Below are 16,889 nucleotides of genomic sequence, written 5' to 3' on the forward strand. Positions count from 1 at the left end.
CGAGCCTAACGAGCCACGCCGACACCGGCGCACAGCACTGTCACCCGGTGCCTTCCCGTGTCGGACCTCCCCGAACCAAAATTGCAGTTTCGCGCGAAACTGCAAAAATCTCACACGCTCGGGTGGCTTCATCCACCCGATTCAGGGTACTCGGCAGTGTCGCCGCCGACGTCGAATGCGCGCACCAGGCCACGAAACTCCAGCAGGCCGATGGCTCCCTGCGGTTCCCGTTCGGCCGTCTCGACACGCCCGATGCGGTCGGCCGCCAACCGCTCGCCCAACGTCGCGTCCAGCGGCAGAAAGGTCAGGGCTTGACGTTCGGCCTCCGGAAGCTCCGGGAAGCCCGGGTGATACACGGCCACATCGACCAGCCCCGCGCCCGTGTCCACCTGCGGTGTCACCCGCACCTCCGCCAGCGGGTACGCCGCACCATGCAGGTTGACGGTGACCTGCGTCGGGTCCGGTACCGGCGGGACCGCATCGTGGTACTCCCACAGCGAGTCGGGGCTCGGCGCGGCGGCCTTCCACGCGTCGGTGTGGCCCCGCAGAGTCGGATCGGCCCGGCTGCTGACCACCAACGCATAGATCGCCTGCTCGCCACGCTCGATGGAGAAGGTCAGGTCCGGGTGTACGAGCGCGACGGCCTCGGCGAGCCGATGATCGGCGCGATGCGGCTCACCGTCACCGAGCGCAGCGCTGACCTCGGGAAGCAGCTCCTGCCAGCGTTGCCAGAACGCCTCCGCACGTACCCGTATCCGCTCCGCGTCGCCGGACTCACCCGAAGGCGCAGACGTGTCATCCCCGCCACGACGGCGGCGCAGGAACCTCAGCATGATCCCATTGTGCAAGCCACACCATGGTTCTGGTGGCCGAGTGATCCGATTCGCCCGACAACCGTGACGCATCCGGTTTTCGGACCCACTCGATCAGTCATTGCCCTGGACCCACTCGCTCCACGGGATCTGCCAGTCCCCGAAGCCGTCCCAGGACTGCAGAGGCGGTCCACCGGAATTCGTGATCTTCACGATGTCACCCTTTTTGACCAGGTCGTAGACCCACTTGGCATCCGAGGTGCTCATGTTGATGCAGCCGTGGCTGACGTTGCGCTCTCCCTGGTCCGCCACCGACCAGGGCGCCGCGTGCAGGAACTCCCCTCCGTTGGAGATACGCACGGCCCACTGAACCTCGGTCTTGTAACCTCCCTCGTCCAACGACAGGCCGTACGTCGTGGAATCCATCAGGTAGGTCGGCGACTTGCGCATGACGACGTGAACCCCGCGGTGGGACGGAAACGACGACCGCCCCATCGAAATCGGAATCGTACGCACAACCTCCCCGTTGACCTCGACCGACATCTGGTGGGATGCGCCATCGGCCCGGAGAACGACCGAGTCGCCGATCGTGACCGTCGCCGTACGATCGCTCTCACCGTAGAGGCCATCGCCGAGTTTCTTACCGTAGACATCGACGTTGATCGTCACCTTCGTACCGGGCTCCCAGTACTCCTTGGGACGCCAATGCACCTCGCGATCATCGAACCAGTGGAACGCACCTTCGACGTGCGGATCGGTACTGATGTTGATCGCCTTTTCCGCCCGTTTCCTGTCCGGCGGCGGCGCATCGTCGCTGAAGTAGAACGCCAGCGGCTGCCCCACACCGACGGTCTGTCCGTCAAGCGGATTCATGGACACATAGGTCGTGTGCTCGGGCGTGAGGGTGGTGAACTTCGAACGTTCGGTGATGAGCCGATCATTCGGCCCACGAGCGGAGACCTCGAGCGTATAGGTCTTGCCGTAACCGAGCGGCTCACCGACTGCCCAACTCGTGCCGTCGGGTGCGACGGACCCGTCGACCTTCTCCCCCGAGGAGTTCGTCATGGCGACCTCGGTGATCGTGGCGTTGCTCGCGGTCGCCTCGATGGTGCCTACCGGCGAGACGTCCTGGGCACCGTCGGCGGGTGCGAGCCGAACCGATGGCGGCTTCGGCGGTTCGGGGGGCGCCGTAGTGGGGGAACCGGTGCGGGAACCCGACGTGCTGCCACACCCCGCGATCGTCAACGCGATCAGGCCGGCAGCTGTGAGCGGAAGTATACGACGAAAGAAGCTTTTGCGCTCGTTCGAGTGACGCAAGACCACCATGCGCGACAGTCCGTTCGGTTCGACCCACCATTTCAGCTCGAAACGGCGTGCAGAACACTCCGTCCGAGATCCCCATCCCCACTGTGCACACAGGTGAGCACACTACGTGCACAGCAGAGACTGCCATCCAGGAGACGCACACGGGCGCCACCGGGTTGCCTCCACCCGGCCACGGTTCCCGACACGCGTTCCCCGACACGCGTGTCGGGGAACAACACCGGCACAACAGCTGTTCGACACCCCCTCGATTCGACCCCCGGAATGCTGTGCTAATGTTCTTCATGTCGCCAGCACGAGGCACCGGCGGGAAACACCGGAACAAAATCGGATTTCCGCAGGAGAAGATCTGGCTGACACACCGAGCGCCAATAGCTCAAGTGGCAGAGCAACTGACTCTTAATCAGTGGGTTCGGGGTTCGAGTCCCTGTTGGCGCACCATCAACCCAGGTCACATGGCCTGGGTTTTTTCTTGCCACGATCACGGTCAACCGAGGCCCCACCGAAACGCCGTTGACCACATATCCGAATGAATCTCCGGTTCGATTCGGCTCATCGGCACCTTGACTCCAAGGTGGACAGTATCGCGCCGCCTCCTGGTTTCGTGACCAGTGCCACGACTCCTGCTCGGTAGACTCGCAGGCGACGGGAGGGCGACCGACGTACGTCCAGCATTCTCGCAAAGCCCCGGAGTGTGACCTTGACGATGGCCTCGGCCGATGACAGCGACCGCGAGGACACCCCACGGAACCGTGCCGAACGCGGTGGAGACCTCGGACACCCGGAAGAGCAGGGGAAACACGCGACGGTGCGGGATCTGGCCGCGGCCTACCCTTGGCTGCCCCCGGCCCTCGGGTTGGTGCTGGTGGTACTGGGTGTCTGGGCGTTCGGCGAGATCACCGAGCAGGTATACCAGCGTGGGCCGTTGCTGGGACTGGACGAGCGTTTGCTGGAACGGATCGCGTCCTGGCGCACACCCACCCTGGTCGGGGTGTTCGGAGTGCTGACCTACGCCGGTGACTCCCTCGTCGTCCTGCCCGTTGCCGCCATCGCAGGGATACTGCTCGTACGGCCGATGCGCAGCTGGGCACCGTTGCTCCTGCTCGCGCTGACCTCCGTGGGTGCCTATCTCACGGTCTTCCTCATCAAACTGACCATCGCACGACCTCGGCCCATCCCCGCTCCCAACGCCGCAACCGAGGACAGCTTCGCCTTCCCCTCCGGACACTCGGCGCACTCCGCGGCCGTCTACCTGATGCTCGCCATTCTGCTGCTGCACGTGCTGCGATCGCGCTGGGCCCGGTTCGGTGTGATCGTCACGGCATTTCTGGTGGTGGGTATCACAGGACTGTCGCGGCTGGTGCTCGGCGTGCACTCCCCCTCGGACGTCCTGGCCGGCTGGGTCCTCGGTGCGAGCTGCACGATTCTGCTGGTCAGTCTGTGGCAGCTGAAGGGGTACCTGCAGCGCCTGATCGATTACCTCGTCACGCGCGCCCACCGGCGTGCGGGCGGCTGATGCACACCGGACTCGCCCTCGTACGCCGTCATACCCGCTTCGGCGGCAGGGGGAGGAAACCGCTGGTGCGACGGATGTAGTCGGCATAGGCCGGGCGCCGCTCGCGCAATCCTCGTTCCAGGAGTGGTTTTCCCGTGCCCTTGGCCAACAGCCAGGTCATCAGCACCGGCGACAGGGCCGTCAACACGCCCGGCAGATGGTGGCAGGACAGCAGGTACAGCCCTCACCACACACAGGCGTCACCGAAGTAGTTGGGATGCCGGGTGTAGCGCCACAGCCCCCGGTCCAGCACCTTGCCCGCATTGGCCGGATCGGCTTTGAAACGCCGTAACTGCTCGTCCCCGACAACCTCGAAGGAGAACCCGAGCAGCCACACGACGATGCCCGGCCAACCCGGTACATCGAGCCCGCCCGGTATCCACGGCCACGACAGCCAGGACTGCCAGGCCGACGAGGGGCCGAACTGGACCATCTGCACCGGCAGCGACACGAGCCACATCGCCACCGCCTGCGTGAGATACACCCGGGCGAACATCGTCAGCGCCGGACGTCTCCCGGCACGGTCGAGAATCTCCCGATAGCGCGGATCTTCCGGCTTGTCCCTGCTCCGCAGGTGCAGATGCACCGACAACCGGATCCCCCAGAGCACGGTCAGTGCCGTGGCCACCGGCGCCACCGCACCCGCACTGCGCAGCTCCCACGCCCCCGATGCCGTCAGCGCGAACGACACCAGGGCGATCACCGCGAAACCGGTTCCCCACGCGGTGTCGATGGTGTCGTAGCGCCCCCGGCGGCGCGCGATCCGGAAGGTGGACAGCACCGTCGCCAGCGCCGTCGCCAGCGCGACCGCGCTGAGCCCCAGCACGGAAGCGACACTCACTCGAATCCCCGTACGCAGCCGACGTCGTCGCCGGGGCGCACCGACAGAATCTGATTCACGCCCATCCGGTTCTCCTCGAACGCGAGGGCGCCTCCGGCCAGGTACAGCCGCCACACCCGTGCCTGCTCGGCTCCGACGAGACCGACCACCTCGTCCCAGCTTTTTTCCAGCGTCTGTGCCCACGAGCGAACCGTGGGCACGTAGTGCTCGCGCATCGCCCGGACCTCGCGGGTCTCGAAACCGGCGTATTCCAGATGATCCAGCGTGCGCCCGACCGGAACCATATTCATGTCCGGCGCGATGTAGGACTCGATGAACGCACCTCCACCCGGTGCCGTAGCACCCCGCGACATCTGCTGCAGCAGCAGCCTGCCGTGCGGCCGCAGCACGCGATGCAGGCTCGCGACATAAGTCGGATAGTTGCGTTTCCCGACGTGCTCGCCCATCTCGATCGAAGCGATCGCATCGTAGGGCCGATCATCGAGCTCCCGGTAGTCCTGCAGGCGGACCTCGACCCTGGCACGCAACCCGAGCTGCTCGATACGCCTGCGCACGTGGTCGGCCTGCTGCTGCGACAGCGTGACCCCGGTAGCGTGCACGTCGTAGCGCTGCGCCGCGTACAGGATCAGCGAGCCCCATCCACAGCCGACGTCGAGTAGTCGATCGCCCTCGGCCAGATTCAGCTTGCGGCAGATCAGCTCGAGTTTGTCCTCCTGCGCATCCGCCAGCGTGTAACCGGCGGCCTCGGAGGTCCAGTACCCACACGAGTAGGCCATGCGCGGATCCAGCAACAGTTCGTAGAACCGATTGCCCGCGTCGTAGTGGTGCGCGATGGCCGAGCGGTCCCGGCTTCTGCTGTGCAACGCGCCGGACAGCCGTGCCTCGCTCTTCGGGGGCTCGGGACGAGGCCCGAGCACGCCGAGACTCGCGGCCACCCCGGCAAGGCGCCGCCACTGCCGGGGCCCGAATCGCAACCCCCGGAGACGCTGCTGCCGGGCCAAGGCCCAGCAGCGACGCAGCCCCTCGGTGAGATCGCCCTGCACCTCGAGATCCCCGGAGACGAACGCGCGCGCCATGCCGAGTACGCCGGGACTCCACAGGATGTGCCGCAGCGCCCTGCGTCGCCGCAGCACGACACGCGGCGTTCCCGGAGGGCCTGCCGTGCTGCCGTCCCACGCGGTCAGGCCGACCGGCAGCGCGACACCGAGCAACTCGGTGGTCACGCGCTCGATACGGCAGGCCACACCGGCTCGCCGACTTCTCACCGCGGCCACCGTCCGACCGTCGAACACCCGGGCCTCCCGTCCACCGCACTACGATCACTCGTCTCTCGGCTCGCCTTCCGGAACCCGAACAGCCGGTCGCTGCGAGCCCTGTCATCGCCGTATTCGTCCCAAGACTCCGGCCGGATTGCTCCGGCACGTCTTGGTGTAACCACGCTCACAGCGACCAAGCCGGCGGCGGGACGGCTTCGAATACCGGATATGCGCACAGTTCGCCGCCTCACCGGGCGAGGCTCGGATATATCCGGCGCGGACACTCCCGATGCGGGAAGCACGTCCGCGAAAGGTCCTTCTCTGCTGATGCTGCCCGCCGACGGCATCGTCGGAACGGTCGTGCTCGTACTCCACGGCGGCAGGGCACGCAGCAACCTGCCGATGCAACCGTGGCGGCTGGCTTATCTGCGCATGCTCCCGTTCGCACATGCTGCGCACCGTGCAGCGAACGAGGCTCCCGCACATGCCGGGACGGCAGTGTGCTTGCTGCGCAACCACCTCCGCGGTTGGAACGAGCCGCAGCGGAATCCGATCCGCGACGCTCGATGGGCCCTGAGCGAACTCCGCCGGATACATCCGGCGGCGAACATCGTGCTGGTGGGGCATTCCATGGGCGGCCGCGCCGCGCTCCGGCTTGCCGGAGATGACGGCGTCACCGCCGTGTGCGCACTCGCTCCGTGGATCGAACGGGACGAACCCATCCGGCAGTTGTCCGGGAAGTCGGTGCTGATCATCCACGGAGATCGTGACCGGATGACATCGCAACACGCCTCCGCCGACTACGTACGGCGGGCGAGTCGTTCCCATCCCGACGTCCGGTTCGTGCCCGTCGCAGGCAGTGGACACGCCATGCTCCGACACAGCGGGCTGTGGACGTCCCTGGTCCGCGGATTCACGCGCGACGCGGTGACGACGATCGGCCCATCGCAGCACAGGCAGCATCCGTGCGGGCAGGGCGAGTGATGAGCCACGAAGCTCCCCGGCAGCGAGTCGCCGTGGTCGGCGGCGGGATTTCCGGCCTCACCGCCGCTTACCTGCTGCAGCAGCGCTACGACGTCGTCCTGTTCGAAGCCGACGACCGGCTCGGCGGTCACGCCCACACCCACGACGTGCGCACCGCCGACGGCCGCTGCCTGCCCGTCGACAGCGGGTTCATCGTGCACAACGACCGCACCTACCCGAATCTGCTGCGCCTGTTCGCCGAACTCGACGTCCCCACCCGGGCAACCGAGATGTCGATGAGTGTGCGCTGCGAGGGATGCGGACTGGAATACGCAGGTGCCAAACGGCTCGGCGGACTGTTCGCCCAGCGAGCCAATCTCGCTCGGCCCGCCTACCTGTCGATGCTGGCGCAGGTGGCGCGTTTCCACCGGCAGGCCAACCGGCTGCTGGACACGGCACAAGCCGACTCCGACGAAACCCTCGGCGAGTTCCTGGCACGGGGCCGATACTCGGACTACTTCGTGCACCACTTCGCCCTGCCTCTCGTGTCGGCGGTGTGGTCGTCCGACCGCGAGGCCAGCAGACGGTATCCGACGCGCTACCTGTTCGAATTCCTTCGCCACCACGGCATGCTGTCGGTCACCGGATCGCCGGTGTGGCGCTCGGTGGTGGGCGGTGCCCGCGAGTACGTCCGTCGCGTCGCACAGCGGATCTCCGCCGTGTACCTGTCCACCCCCGTACGATCGGTGCACCGGCACACGGACGCCGTCGAGATCCGCGACGATTCCGATACGACCCACACCGCGGACCGTGTCGTTCTCGCGTGCCACGCCGACCAGGCGCTCGACGTGCTCGCCGAGCCCAGCCCCGCCGAGCAGAAGGTCCTGGGGGCATTCCGGTACTCCCGCAATGAAACCTGGCTGCACACGGACCCGGCACCACTTCCGGCCACCCCCGGGGCACGTGCGTCCTGGAACTACCTGAAACAGGACTGCAACGCCGATCCCGGGCAAGTGCTGGTCAGCTACGACATGAACCGTCTGATGCGGCTGGCCGAACCGGAGGACTACGTCGTCACGCTCAACGCGACCGACCGTGTCCGTTCCGAGCGGGTCCTGTCCCGGATGACCTACCGGCATCCGATCTACACACCCGATTCGGTGGCCGCACAGCGGCATCTGGACGAACTGGGCGACGGACTGGTGCAGTTCGCAGGCGCCTACCACGGCTGGGGGTTCCACGAGGACGGCTGTGCATCCGGAGTCCGTGCTTCCACGGCATTCGGGGCGGGCTGGTGAGCCGCGATGAGTACGGGCACCGTCACACCGGCTTTGTACGACGCGGTCGTCGGCCACACCCGCCACACCGACGTGCACAGAACATTCCGGCATCGGATCTACACCTGGCTGGTCGATCTGGACGAGCTGCCGGTGCTGCCCCGCTGGCTCCGGCCGTTCGCCCGGTTCGACGCCAGTGACCACGTGGGCTCACCGCAGCGATCGATCCGGGAGAACATCGATGCGTGGCTGGCCGCCCGGGGTGTGGATCTGCAGGGCGGCCGAATCCTGATGCTCGCGCACGCCCGCGTGCTGGGTTACGTGTTCAATCCGATCACCGTCTACTGGTGCCACCACCCCTGCGGCACCCCGGCCTGCATCATCGCCGAAGTGCACAACACCTACGGCGAGCGGCACTGCTATCTGCTGTCCCCGGACTCGACGGGTCACGCACACGCCGACAAGCAGTTCTACGTCTCACCGTTCCTCCCGGACAGCGGGCACTACGTGATGCGGTTCGACCCGCCCGATGAGCGGCTGCACGTACGGATTCAACTCCGACAAGAAGACCGACCACTGCTCACGGCGGTACTGGCCGGGCGTCGCCGCCGAGCGACGCGGTGGCAACTGGTGCGGCTACTGCTGAACCGGCCCTTGGTGCCACACCGGGTGGCAGCACTCATCCGCCGCCACGGTCTCGCCCTGTGGTTGCGCAGGATCCCGATCGTGCCCCGCAAAACCCGCCCCCACCGGAAAGGTGCCCGATGACCACCACTCCGTCCCCGTCGCCACATCTCGCCGTCGCTCCCTCGGCGGGGACACCGTCCGCGGAGCCGGCACATCCCGTTCCACCCTGGGACTCGGTCGGTGCGGTTCCCCACTCACCGCTGCGTGCACGACTGGCCGAGAAACTGTTCCGGCACGCCGTGCGCACTCTCCCCGTGCGCGTCGCACTGGCCGGGGGCGAGCGTCTCGGCGCGGGCGGCCCCGGCTCACCACTGATGCGGATTCCGTACCCGCAAGCCTTCTTCCACCGGCTCGGTGTGGACGCCAAGATCGGATTCGGCGAGTCCTACATGGTCGGCGACTGGACCAGCCCGGAGCCGGCCGACGTACTCACTCCGTTCGCCGAACGACTCACCCGGCTCGTGCCGCGCCCCCTGCAGACGTTGCGTCGGTGGGTGGACGCCCCCAAACCCGGCACCGAACGCAACACCGCAGGCGGCGCCCGCCACAACATCCAGCGGCACTACGACCTGTCCAATGATCTCTTCGCCACGTTCCTCGACGAAACCATGACCTACTCGGCCGGGCTGTTCCGGCCGGGCGTGCACGACCTGACCCGGGCCCAGCGCGACAAGGTCGACCGCGCACTGGACGTCGCAGGGGTCCGGAACGGCACCCGGCTACTGGAGATCGGTACCGGCTGGGGGGCGTTGGCACTGCAGGCAGCCCGGCGCGGAGCCCGGGTCACCACCCTCACGTTGTCCGAGGAACAACGCAGGCTGGCCCGCGAACGCACCGAGGCGGCAGGACTCTCCGACCGGGTCGACGTGCAACTGTGCGATTACCGCCACGCCACGGGCCGTTACGAGGCGGTGGTCAGCATCGAGATGATCGAGGCGGTCGGCCACGAGTACTGGCCGACGTACCTTCGGGCCCTGGATCGGCTACTCACCCCCGGTGGCCGCGCCGCCGTGCAGGCGATCACCATGCCGCACGATCGCATGCTCGCCACCCGCAACTCCTACACCTGGATCCACAAGTACATTTTCCCCGGTGGCCAACTGCCTTCCGTCTCCGCGATCGAACAGGGAATCGGCACACACACCGGGCTGTCCACGGTCGAACGGCGCTCGTTCGGCGCAGGCTATGCCGAGACTCTGCGGCAGTGGCGCGCACGCTTCCTCGACCGGTGGGACGAGGTCGCCCACCTCGGCTTCGGCGACACGTTCCGACGTATGTGGGAGTTCTACCTCGCCTACAGCGAAGCGGGATATCTGGACGTGTGGCAGTTCGGTTTCCACAAGCCCACCTCGGGCGAGCGATGAGAGCGAAGCGCAGGAAGGAGATGGGTATGGAACAACCGGTAAGTTCCGGTAGACGGCCTGCGCAGTGGTTCGCCGGCCACGAGTCCGAGGAGGGCTCCAACGCCCAGGAGTTACTCGCCGATGTCGCCAAGGGCGACGAACGCGCTTTCGAGCAGCTCTACGATCTTGTCGCGGGTTCCCTGTTCGGCCTGATTCAGCGCATTCTCCGCGATGCCGCGCAGTCCGAAGAGGTCGCCCAGGAAGTACTGATCGAGGTCTGGCGCACAGCCACCCAGTACCGGCCGGAACGCGGGAGCGTCCTGACCTGGGTGCTGACTCTGGCGCATCGACGCGCCGTCGATCGGGTGCGTTCGGCACAAGCCGCCACCGAACGCGAGACGCGGGCGGGATCCCAGGACCAGGGAAGGCCCTTCGACGAGGTCGCCGAAGCGGTGGCATCCCGATGGGAACAGCAGCAGGTGCGCAAGTGCCTGTCCACTCTGACCGAGCTGCAGCGGGAGTCCGTGATGCTGACCTACTACCGCGGTTACACCTACCGCGAAGCCGCCGGTCTGTTGAGCTCACCGGCACCAACCGTGAAGACACGACTGCGGGACGGACTCATCCGGCTCCGTGATTGCTTGGGGGTGGGCCGATGAGTACCGACATGGCGACCCTGACCGGTGCCTACGCCGTCAACGCACTCACCGAGTTCGAGCAGGCCGAATTCGAGCGGCATCTCGCCGAGTGTGCCGACTGCGCCCAGGAGGTGCGCGAGCTGCAGGAAACCGCAGCCCGACTCGGCACGTCCACGGAAACCGCGCCGCCCGAGGGACTCAGACAGCGAGTACTCGCCGAGGTGTCCCGCACTCGGCAGGAACCACCCCACGATCCCGGACGGCACAACACCGGAAGCAAGCCGAATGGGTCGACGGCGCACCGCGTGGCACGCGCACGTTGGGGCATGCGGCTGTCGGCTGCTGCCGCCGTGCTCGGTGTCGCCCTCGCCGGAACCTTCGGCGCGATCGCCTGGCAGACCCAGCAAGAACTCGAGCAGGCACAGCAGCGAGCCGAGCAGACCAGCGGTCGCGACATGGCCATGGCGGAGCTGATGGCCGCCTCGGACGCACGGATCGTCACGGCAGGCAACGGTGACCTGCGAGCCACCACCGTGCTATCCGATCAGCTCGACAGGGCCATGTTCCTGAGTACCGGGATCGAGCAGCCGCCACCCGGCCACACCTACCAACTGTGGTTCATCGGGCAGTACGGATTCAGTTCGGCAGGCCTGCTCAAGCAGGACCGGGCGGGCCACATGGCCCCGATCATGGCACCGATCCCGGCCGGGACCTCGGCGATGGGGGTCACACTCGAACCCGGAGGCGGATCCGAGCAGCCGACGACCGATCCCGTACTGAAAATGGACGTCCCCCTCTGAGGGGACAACTCCGAGGAGACGGCCCGAAGAAGCGGGGCGGGTCTCGCGGAAAACCGGCACTCGTCCTCGGATTTCATACCCGATGGTTCCCGGCTCTCCGCGAGACCACGGAAATCCGACTCAGCAGACGGCTCCCTCGGCCGCGGAGCCGACGAGCCGTGCGTACTTGCCCAGCACTCCGTGACGGTACTTCGGCTTCGGCGGGGCCCACCCGTCCTTGCGCCGTGCCAGTTCGTCATCGGAGACCAGTAGGTCCAACGTCCGGTTCTTCAGGTCCAGGCGGATGGGATCCCCGTCGTTCACGAAGGCGATCGGGCCACCGTCGGTGGCTTCCGGAGCGACATGGCCGATGCACAGCCCGGTGGTGCCGCCGGAGAACCGGCCGTCGGTGAGCAGCAGAACATCCTTGCCCAGTCCGGCACCCTTGATAGCACCGGTCACGGCCAGCATCTCCCGCATGCCCGGTCCACCCCGAGGACCCTCGTAACGGATGACCACGACGTCACCTGCCTGCAGCGATCCCTCCGCCACGGCATCCATCGCAGCCTGCTCACCGTCGAAGACCCGTGCCGTGCCCTCGAAGGTCTCCACATCGAAGCCGGCGCTTTTGACCACCGCGCCTTCCGGAGCCAGCGAACCACGCATCACCGTCAGCCCACCGGTCGGGTGCAGCGGATTGGACAGCTTGTGCACGACGTCACCGTCGAGTTCCGGTGGATCGAGTTCCGCGAGATTCTCCGCAACGGTCCTGCCGGTCACGGTCAGGCAGTCCCCGTGCAGCAGACCGGCATCGAGCAGAGCCTTCATCACCACCGGAACACCACCGATCCGGTCCACGGTGGACATCACATGCCTGCCGAACGGTTTCACGTCCGCCAAGTGCGGGACCCGGTCACCGACGCGGTTGAAGTCCTCCAGGGTGAGATCGACATTGGCCTCCCGCGCCACCGCGAGCAGGTGCAGCACCGCATTCGTCGATCCGCCGAAGGCCATCACCACCGCGATCGCGTTCTCGAAGGCCTCCTTCGTCATGATGCGACGTGCGGTGATCCCTTTGTCGATCAGGCCCACGACAGCCTCACCGGCCTCGTGTGCGCCCGTGTCCCGGCGTCGGTCCACCGCGGGCGGACTCGCCGACCCCGGCACCGACATGCCGAGAGCCTCCGCCGCACACGCCATCGTGTTCGCCGTGTACATGCCACCGCAGGCGCCCTCACCGGGGCAGATGGCGCGCTCGATCTGATCCACTCGCTCCCGGGAAATCAGCCCCCGCGCGCACGCTCCCACGGCTTCGAAGGCATCGATGAGTGTTACTTCCTCACCATCGACCTTGCCCGGAAGGATCGAGCCTGCGTAGACGAAAACCGACGCCAGGTCCAGCCGGGCAGCCGCCATCAGCATGCCGGGCAGACTCTTGTCGCATCCCGCCAGCAATACGGAGCCGTCGAGACGTTCGGCTTCCATCACGGTCTCGACCGAATCTGCGATGATCTCCCGGGACACCAGCGAATAATGCATGCCCACATGGCCCATCGAGATGCCATCGGACACGGAAATGGTGCCGAACTCCAGTGGGTAACCACTGGCCGCGTGCACACCGTCCTTACTCGCCTGCGCGAGACGCTGCAGGGAGAGGTTGCACGGCGTGATCTCGTTCCAGGACGAAGCTACTCCGATCTGCGGCTTCGCGAAGTCCTCGTCCTGCATCCCCACTGCCCGCAGCATTCCACGGGCGGCCGTTCGCTCCAGTCCCTCGGTCACCTCGTTACTACGAGGCTTCCTCGTGTTCGGTTGCGCATCGGCGGCATCGTTCTGTTCGGTCACACCCCGACTGTAATCCGTGGGAGTGGTCGGGCTCGAGCCAGGTCGGTGCTGGTTGGGGGTGGATGAAAAAGGTGGAGCCCCCCGAGCGGATCGGGGGGCTCCACCTGTGTTGGGGGTCGGCGGTGTCCTACTCTCCCACACCCGTGGGGGTGCAGTACCATCGGCGCTGGCGGGCTTAGCTTCCGGGTTCGGGATGGGACCGGGCGTGTCCCCGCCGCTATGACCACCGACTCGTTCTGGCCACACAGTCTAGCCCATGGCCAGTGTGTGGAGTTTATGGGGGTGGTTGTTGTTTCAGATCCGTATAGTGGATGCGCACCCTGGGTGGGTAAGTCACTCGGCCGATTAGTACCGGTCGGCTGCACCTGTTGCCAGGCTTCCACCTCCGGCCTATCAACCCACTCGTCTGGTGGGGGCCTTACCCGATCCAGGTCGGGGGGAGACCTCATCTGGAGGACGGCTTCCCGCTTAGATGCTTTCAGCGGTTATCCGTGCCGAACGTAGCCAACCAGCCGTGCTCCTGGCGGAACAACTGGCACACCAGAGGTTCGTCCGTCCCGGTCCTCTCGTACTGGGGACAGCATCTCGCAAGTCTCCGAACGCGCGCGGCGGATAGGGACCGAACTGTCTCACGACGTTCTAAACCCAGCTCGCGTGCCGCTTTAATGGGCGAACAGCCCAACCCTTGGGACCGACTACAGCCCCAGGATGCGACGAGCCGACATCGAGGTGCCAAACCATGCCGTCGATATGGACTCTTGGGCAGGATCAGCCTGTTATCCCCGGGGTACCTTTTATCCGTTGAGCGACACCGCTTCCACCAGCCAGTGCCGGATCACTAGGCCCTGCTTTCGCACCTGCTCGACCCGTCGGTCTCACAGTCAAGCCCCCTTGTGCCCTTGCACTCGCCACCTGGTTTCCAACCAGGCTGAGGGGACCGTTGGGCGCCTCCGTTACCCTTTGGGAGGCAACCGCCCCAGTTAAACTGCCCACCAGGCACTGTCCCTGATCCGGATCACGGATCGAGGTTAGACGCCCGCAACGACCAGAGTGGTATTTCAACAGCGACTCCACCCACACTGGCGTGTGAGCTTCCCAGTCTCCCACCTATCCTACACAAGCCGAACCAGACACCAATACCAAGCTACAGTAAAGGTCCCGGGGTCTTTCCGTCCTGCCGCGCGTAACGAGCATCTTTACTCGTATTGCAATTTCGTCGAGTCCGTGGTCGAGACAGCGCCCAAGTCGTTACGCCATTCGTGCAGGTCGGAACTTACCCGACAAGGAATTTCGCTACCTTAGGATGGTTATAGTTACCACCGCCGTTTACCGGCGCTTCCATTCTCCGCTTCGCGGGCGCACCCATTAACGAGTCCTGTTAACGTTCCGGCACCGGGCAGGCGTCAGTCCGTATACCTCGTCTTACGACTTCGCACGGACCTGTGTTTTTAGTAAACAGTCGCTCGGGCCCACTCTCTGCGGCCACCACCAGCTTCGGAGGCAACGCTCCTACACCGGCCATGGCTCCCCTTCTCCCGAAGTTACGGGGACATTTTGCCGAGTTCCTTGACCACGGTTCGCTCGCTCGCCTCGGTATGCTCTACCTGACCACCTGTGTTGGTTTGGGGTACGGACCACCCACGCACTCGCTAGAGGCTTTTCTCGGCAGTACGGGATCACCCACTTCGCCACACGGGCTCGGCCTCCGGTCTCAGGCACCGGTGCACGGATTTGCCTGTGCACCGCCCTACACCGTTACCCCGGGACTACCATCGCCCGGGATGGGCTACCCTGCTGCGTCACCCCATCACTGACCGGACCGCCGGGCCTCGCCACCATGAGCACCGGACACCGTCCCGCACAGCGGAACAGGCCGGCACCGATAGCACCGAGAACACCGACACCGGTATGGGACGCGCGTCGGCGGGTACGGGAATATCAACCCGTTATCCATCGGCTACGCCTGTCGGCCTCGCCTTAGGCTCCGACTCACCCTGGGCGGATCAGCCTTGCCCAGGAACCCTTGGTCATCCGGCGGCAGAGATTCTCACTCTGCTTGCACTACTCATGCCCGCATTCTCTCTCGCATGGTCTCCACGACTGGCTTACGCCGCCGCTTCACCGTCCACACGATGCTCCCCTACCCACCATGACACAGTCACGGCGACACGGCTTCGGCGGTGTGCTTGAGCCCCGCTACATTTTCGGCGCAGGACCACTCGACCAGTGAGCTATTACGCACTCTTTCAAGGATGGCTGCTTCTAAGCCAACCTCCTGGTTGTCCGGGCAGTCCCACATCCTTCCCCACTAAGCACACACTTGGGGGCCTTAGCCGGTGTTCTGGGCTGTTTCCCTCTCGACGACGGAGCTTTTCCCCCGCCGACTCACTGCCGCGCTATCCACGCCATGCCATTCGGAGTTTGGTTGACGTCAGTACCCCACACAGGGCCCTCCACCATCCAGTAGCTCTACCTGCACGACGAAACACACGACGCTGCACCTCAATGCATTTCGGGGAGAACCAGCTATCTCCGAGTTTGATTGGCCTTTCACCCCTACCCACAGCTCATCCCCCAGGTTTTCAACCCTGGTGGGTTCGGGCCTCCACCCGGTATTACCCGGGCTTCACCCTGGCCATGGGTAGATCACTCGGTTTCGGGTCTAGAGCACGCGACTACCACGCCCTGTTCGGACTCGCTTTCGCTCCGGCTTCCCCACCACGGGTTAACCTCGCCACGCACCACTAACTCGCAGGCTCATTCTTCAAAAGGCACGCCATCACCGCGAACGGCTCTGACGGATTATAGGCACACGGTTTCAGGGACTCTTTCACTCCCCTCTCGGGGTACTTTTCACCATTCCCTCACGGTACTCTCCGCTATCGGTCACCAGGAGTATTCAGGCTTACCAGGTGGTCCTGGCCGATTCACACGGGAATCCACGGACCCCGTGCTACTCGGGATCACACCCGGGAGCACGCACCACTTTCACCGACGGGGGTCTCACCCACTACGCCTGCGCATTCCAACGCATTCAGCTGGCCATGCATACACTCCCCGCTGAGGCGGCAGCCCCAACCAGATGCTCCCAACAACCCCGAGCACGCAACGCCTGCCGGCTTGCCACGCACCCGGTTTAGCCACACATCCCGTTTCGCTCGCCACTACTCGGGGAATCGCTATTGCTTTCTCTTCCTGCGGGTACTGAGATGTTTCACTTTCCCGCGTTCCCTCCCACTGCCCTATACATTCAGACAGCGGTGACCGGACATCACTCCGGCCGGGTTTCCCCATTCGGACACCCTCGGATCACAGCTCGGTTGACAGCTCCCCGAGGCTTATCGCAGCCTCCCACGTCCTTCATCGGCTCCTGATGCCGAGGCATCCACCGTGCGCCCTTACACACTTACACACCAAGTATCAAGATGCTCGCATCCACTATACAGTTCTCAAACAACAACCACCACGGCAACACACCCACCACCACCCCAACCAGGGGCAGCACCAGCGGCATGTTCCCTCAGAACCCAACAGTGCACCGACACCGAGACCACCCAGGCCCCAGCAGCA

11 protein-coding genes, 1 tRNA gene, 2 rRNA genes and 1 pseudogene are annotated in these 16,889 nt (G+C 65.5%); 8 read left to right on the forward strand and 7 right to left on the reverse strand.

Going from position 1 to position 16,889, the window contains the following annotated elements; all coding sequences use genetic code 11:
- Positions 1-128: 128 nt before the first annotated feature.
- Entirely contained in the window at positions 129-833 is a 705-nt protein-coding gene (locus tag JOF55_RS04775) for a hypothetical protein (protein ID WP_310270165.1), read from the reverse strand.
- A 93-nt stretch (positions 834-926) separates the two neighbouring features.
- Positions 927-2,057 carry a L,D-transpeptidase gene (locus JOF55_RS04780; RefSeq protein ID WP_310270168.1) on the reverse strand — a complete coding sequence of 377 codons (1,131 nt, stop codon included), beginning with the start codon at positions 2,055-2,057 and terminating at the stop codon, positions 927-929.
- 443 nt (positions 2,058-2,500) lie between these two features.
- Here JOF55_RS04780 and JOF55_RS04785 point away from each other — a divergent pair.
- Positions 2,501-2,576 (forward strand) — tRNA-Lys (locus tag JOF55_RS04785).
- A gap of 265 nt (positions 2,577-2,841) precedes the next feature.
- Entirely contained in the window at positions 2,842-3,651 is an 810-nt protein-coding gene (locus JOF55_RS04790) for a phosphatase PAP2 family protein (protein ID WP_310278281.1), read from the forward strand.
- A gap of 28 nt (positions 3,652-3,679) precedes the next feature.
- Here JOF55_RS04790 and JOF55_RS04795 read toward each other — a convergent pair.
- Together JOF55_RS04795 and JOF55_RS04800 are read right to left on the reverse strand one after the other, a co-directional pair.
- Positions 3,680-4,516: pseudogene (locus tag JOF55_RS04795) on the reverse strand (DUF1295 domain-containing protein).
- An 11-nt stretch (positions 4,517-4,527) separates the two neighbouring features.
- The gene (locus JOF55_RS04800; protein WP_374727225.1) at positions 4,528-5,805 is read right to left on the reverse strand and encodes a class I SAM-dependent methyltransferase; all 1,278 of its coding nucleotides are present in this window, start codon (positions 5,803-5,805) and stop codon (positions 4,528-4,530) included.
- Between the two features lie 309 nt (positions 5,806-6,114).
- Here JOF55_RS04800 and JOF55_RS04805 point away from each other — a divergent pair, with 309 nt between their 5' ends.
- From JOF55_RS04805 to JOF55_RS04830, 6 genes are read left to right on the forward strand one after another with little or no spacing between them, the layout of a single operon-like run.
- Complete coding sequence (locus tag JOF55_RS04805; protein ID WP_310270175.1) at positions 6,115-6,771, forward strand: alpha/beta hydrolase; 657 nt, start codon at positions 6,115-6,117, stop codon at positions 6,769-6,771.
- Positions 6,771-8,048, forward strand: a complete 1,278-nt coding sequence (locus JOF55_RS04810; RefSeq protein ID WP_310270178.1) for an NAD(P)/FAD-dependent oxidoreductase — start codon at positions 6,771-6,773, stop codon at positions 8,046-8,048. The genes JOF55_RS04805 and JOF55_RS04810 overlap by 1 nt, the downstream gene beginning before the upstream one ends.
- Positions 8,049-8,054: 6 nt before the next feature.
- Positions 8,055-8,795 (forward strand): DUF1365 domain-containing protein, encoded by a 741-nt coding sequence (locus tag JOF55_RS04815; RefSeq protein ID WP_310270181.1) that lies wholly within the window; start codon positions 8,055-8,057, stop codon positions 8,793-8,795.
- Complete coding sequence (locus tag JOF55_RS04820) at positions 8,792-10,078, forward strand: class I SAM-dependent methyltransferase (RefSeq protein WP_310270184.1); 1,287 nt, start codon at positions 8,792-8,794, stop codon at positions 10,076-10,078. Before JOF55_RS04815 ends, JOF55_RS04820 begins: the two co-directional genes overlap by 4 nt.
- Before the next feature lie 26 nt (positions 10,079-10,104).
- Positions 10,105-10,716 carry an ECF RNA polymerase sigma factor SigK gene (gene sigK, locus JOF55_RS04825; RefSeq protein ID WP_310270187.1) on the forward strand — a complete coding sequence of 204 codons (612 nt, stop codon included), beginning with the start codon at positions 10,105-10,107 and terminating at the stop codon, positions 10,714-10,716.
- The gene (locus JOF55_RS04830; RefSeq protein WP_310270190.1) at positions 10,713-11,495 is read left to right on the forward strand and encodes an anti-sigma factor; all 783 of its coding nucleotides are present in this window, start codon (positions 10,713-10,715) and stop codon (positions 11,493-11,495) included. The genes sigK and JOF55_RS04830 overlap by 4 nt, the downstream gene beginning before the upstream one ends.
- A 120-nt stretch (positions 11,496-11,615) precedes the next feature.
- On the opposite strand, the gene ilvD is transcribed toward JOF55_RS04830, so the two are convergent.
- The 3 genes from ilvD to JOF55_RS04845 all read right to left on the reverse strand — a co-directional run bounded on the left by ilvD (position 11,616) and on the right by JOF55_RS04845 (position 16,731).
- Positions 11,616-13,319, reverse strand: coding sequence for a dihydroxy-acid dehydratase (ilvD, locus tag JOF55_RS04835; RefSeq protein WP_310270192.1), 1,704 nt, complete (start codon positions 13,317-13,319; stop codon positions 11,616-11,618).
- A 114-nt stretch (positions 13,320-13,433) separates the two neighbouring features.
- Positions 13,434-13,550 (reverse strand): 5S ribosomal RNA (rrf, locus tag JOF55_RS04840).
- 93 nt (positions 13,551-13,643) lie between these two features.
- Positions 13,644-16,731: ribosomal RNA gene (locus JOF55_RS04845) — 23S ribosomal RNA — on the reverse strand.
- Between the last annotated feature and the right edge of the window lie 158 nt (positions 16,732-16,889).

Source organism: Haloactinomyces albus (genome assembly GCF_031458135.1).
In the GTDB taxonomy this organism is placed as follows: Bacteria; Actinomycetota; Actinomycetes; order Mycobacteriales; family Pseudonocardiaceae; genus Haloactinomyces; species Haloactinomyces albus.

Excerpts from the sequence above, each read along its gene's own strand:
- JOF55_RS04775 (WP_310270165.1), bottom strand. The coding sequence starts at position 833 with ATGCTGAGGTTCCTGCGCCGCCGTCGTGGCGGGGATGACACGTCTGCG.
- JOF55_RS04790 (WP_310278281.1), top strand. The coding sequence starts at position 2,842 with ATGGCCTCGGCCGATGACAGCGACCGCGAGGACACCCCACGGAACCGT.
- JOF55_RS04805 (WP_310270175.1), top strand. The coding sequence starts at position 6,115 with ATGCTGCCCGCCGACGGCATCGTCGGAACGGTCGTGCTCGTACTCCAC.
- JOF55_RS04810 (WP_310270178.1), top strand. The coding sequence starts at position 6,771 with ATGAGCCACGAAGCTCCCCGGCAGCGAGTCGCCGTGGTCGGCGGCGGG.
- JOF55_RS04815 (WP_310270181.1), top strand. The coding sequence starts at position 8,055 with ATGAGTACGGGCACCGTCACACCGGCTTTGTACGACGCGGTCGTCGGC.
- JOF55_RS04820 (WP_310270184.1), top strand. The coding sequence starts at position 8,792 with ATGACCACCACTCCGTCCCCGTCGCCACATCTCGCCGTCGCTCCCTCG.
- sigK (WP_310270187.1), top strand. The coding sequence starts at position 10,105 with ATGGAACAACCGGTAAGTTCCGGTAGACGGCCTGCGCAGTGGTTCGCC.
- JOF55_RS04830 (WP_310270190.1), top strand. The coding sequence starts at position 10,713 with ATGAGTACCGACATGGCGACCCTGACCGGTGCCTACGCCGTCAACGCA.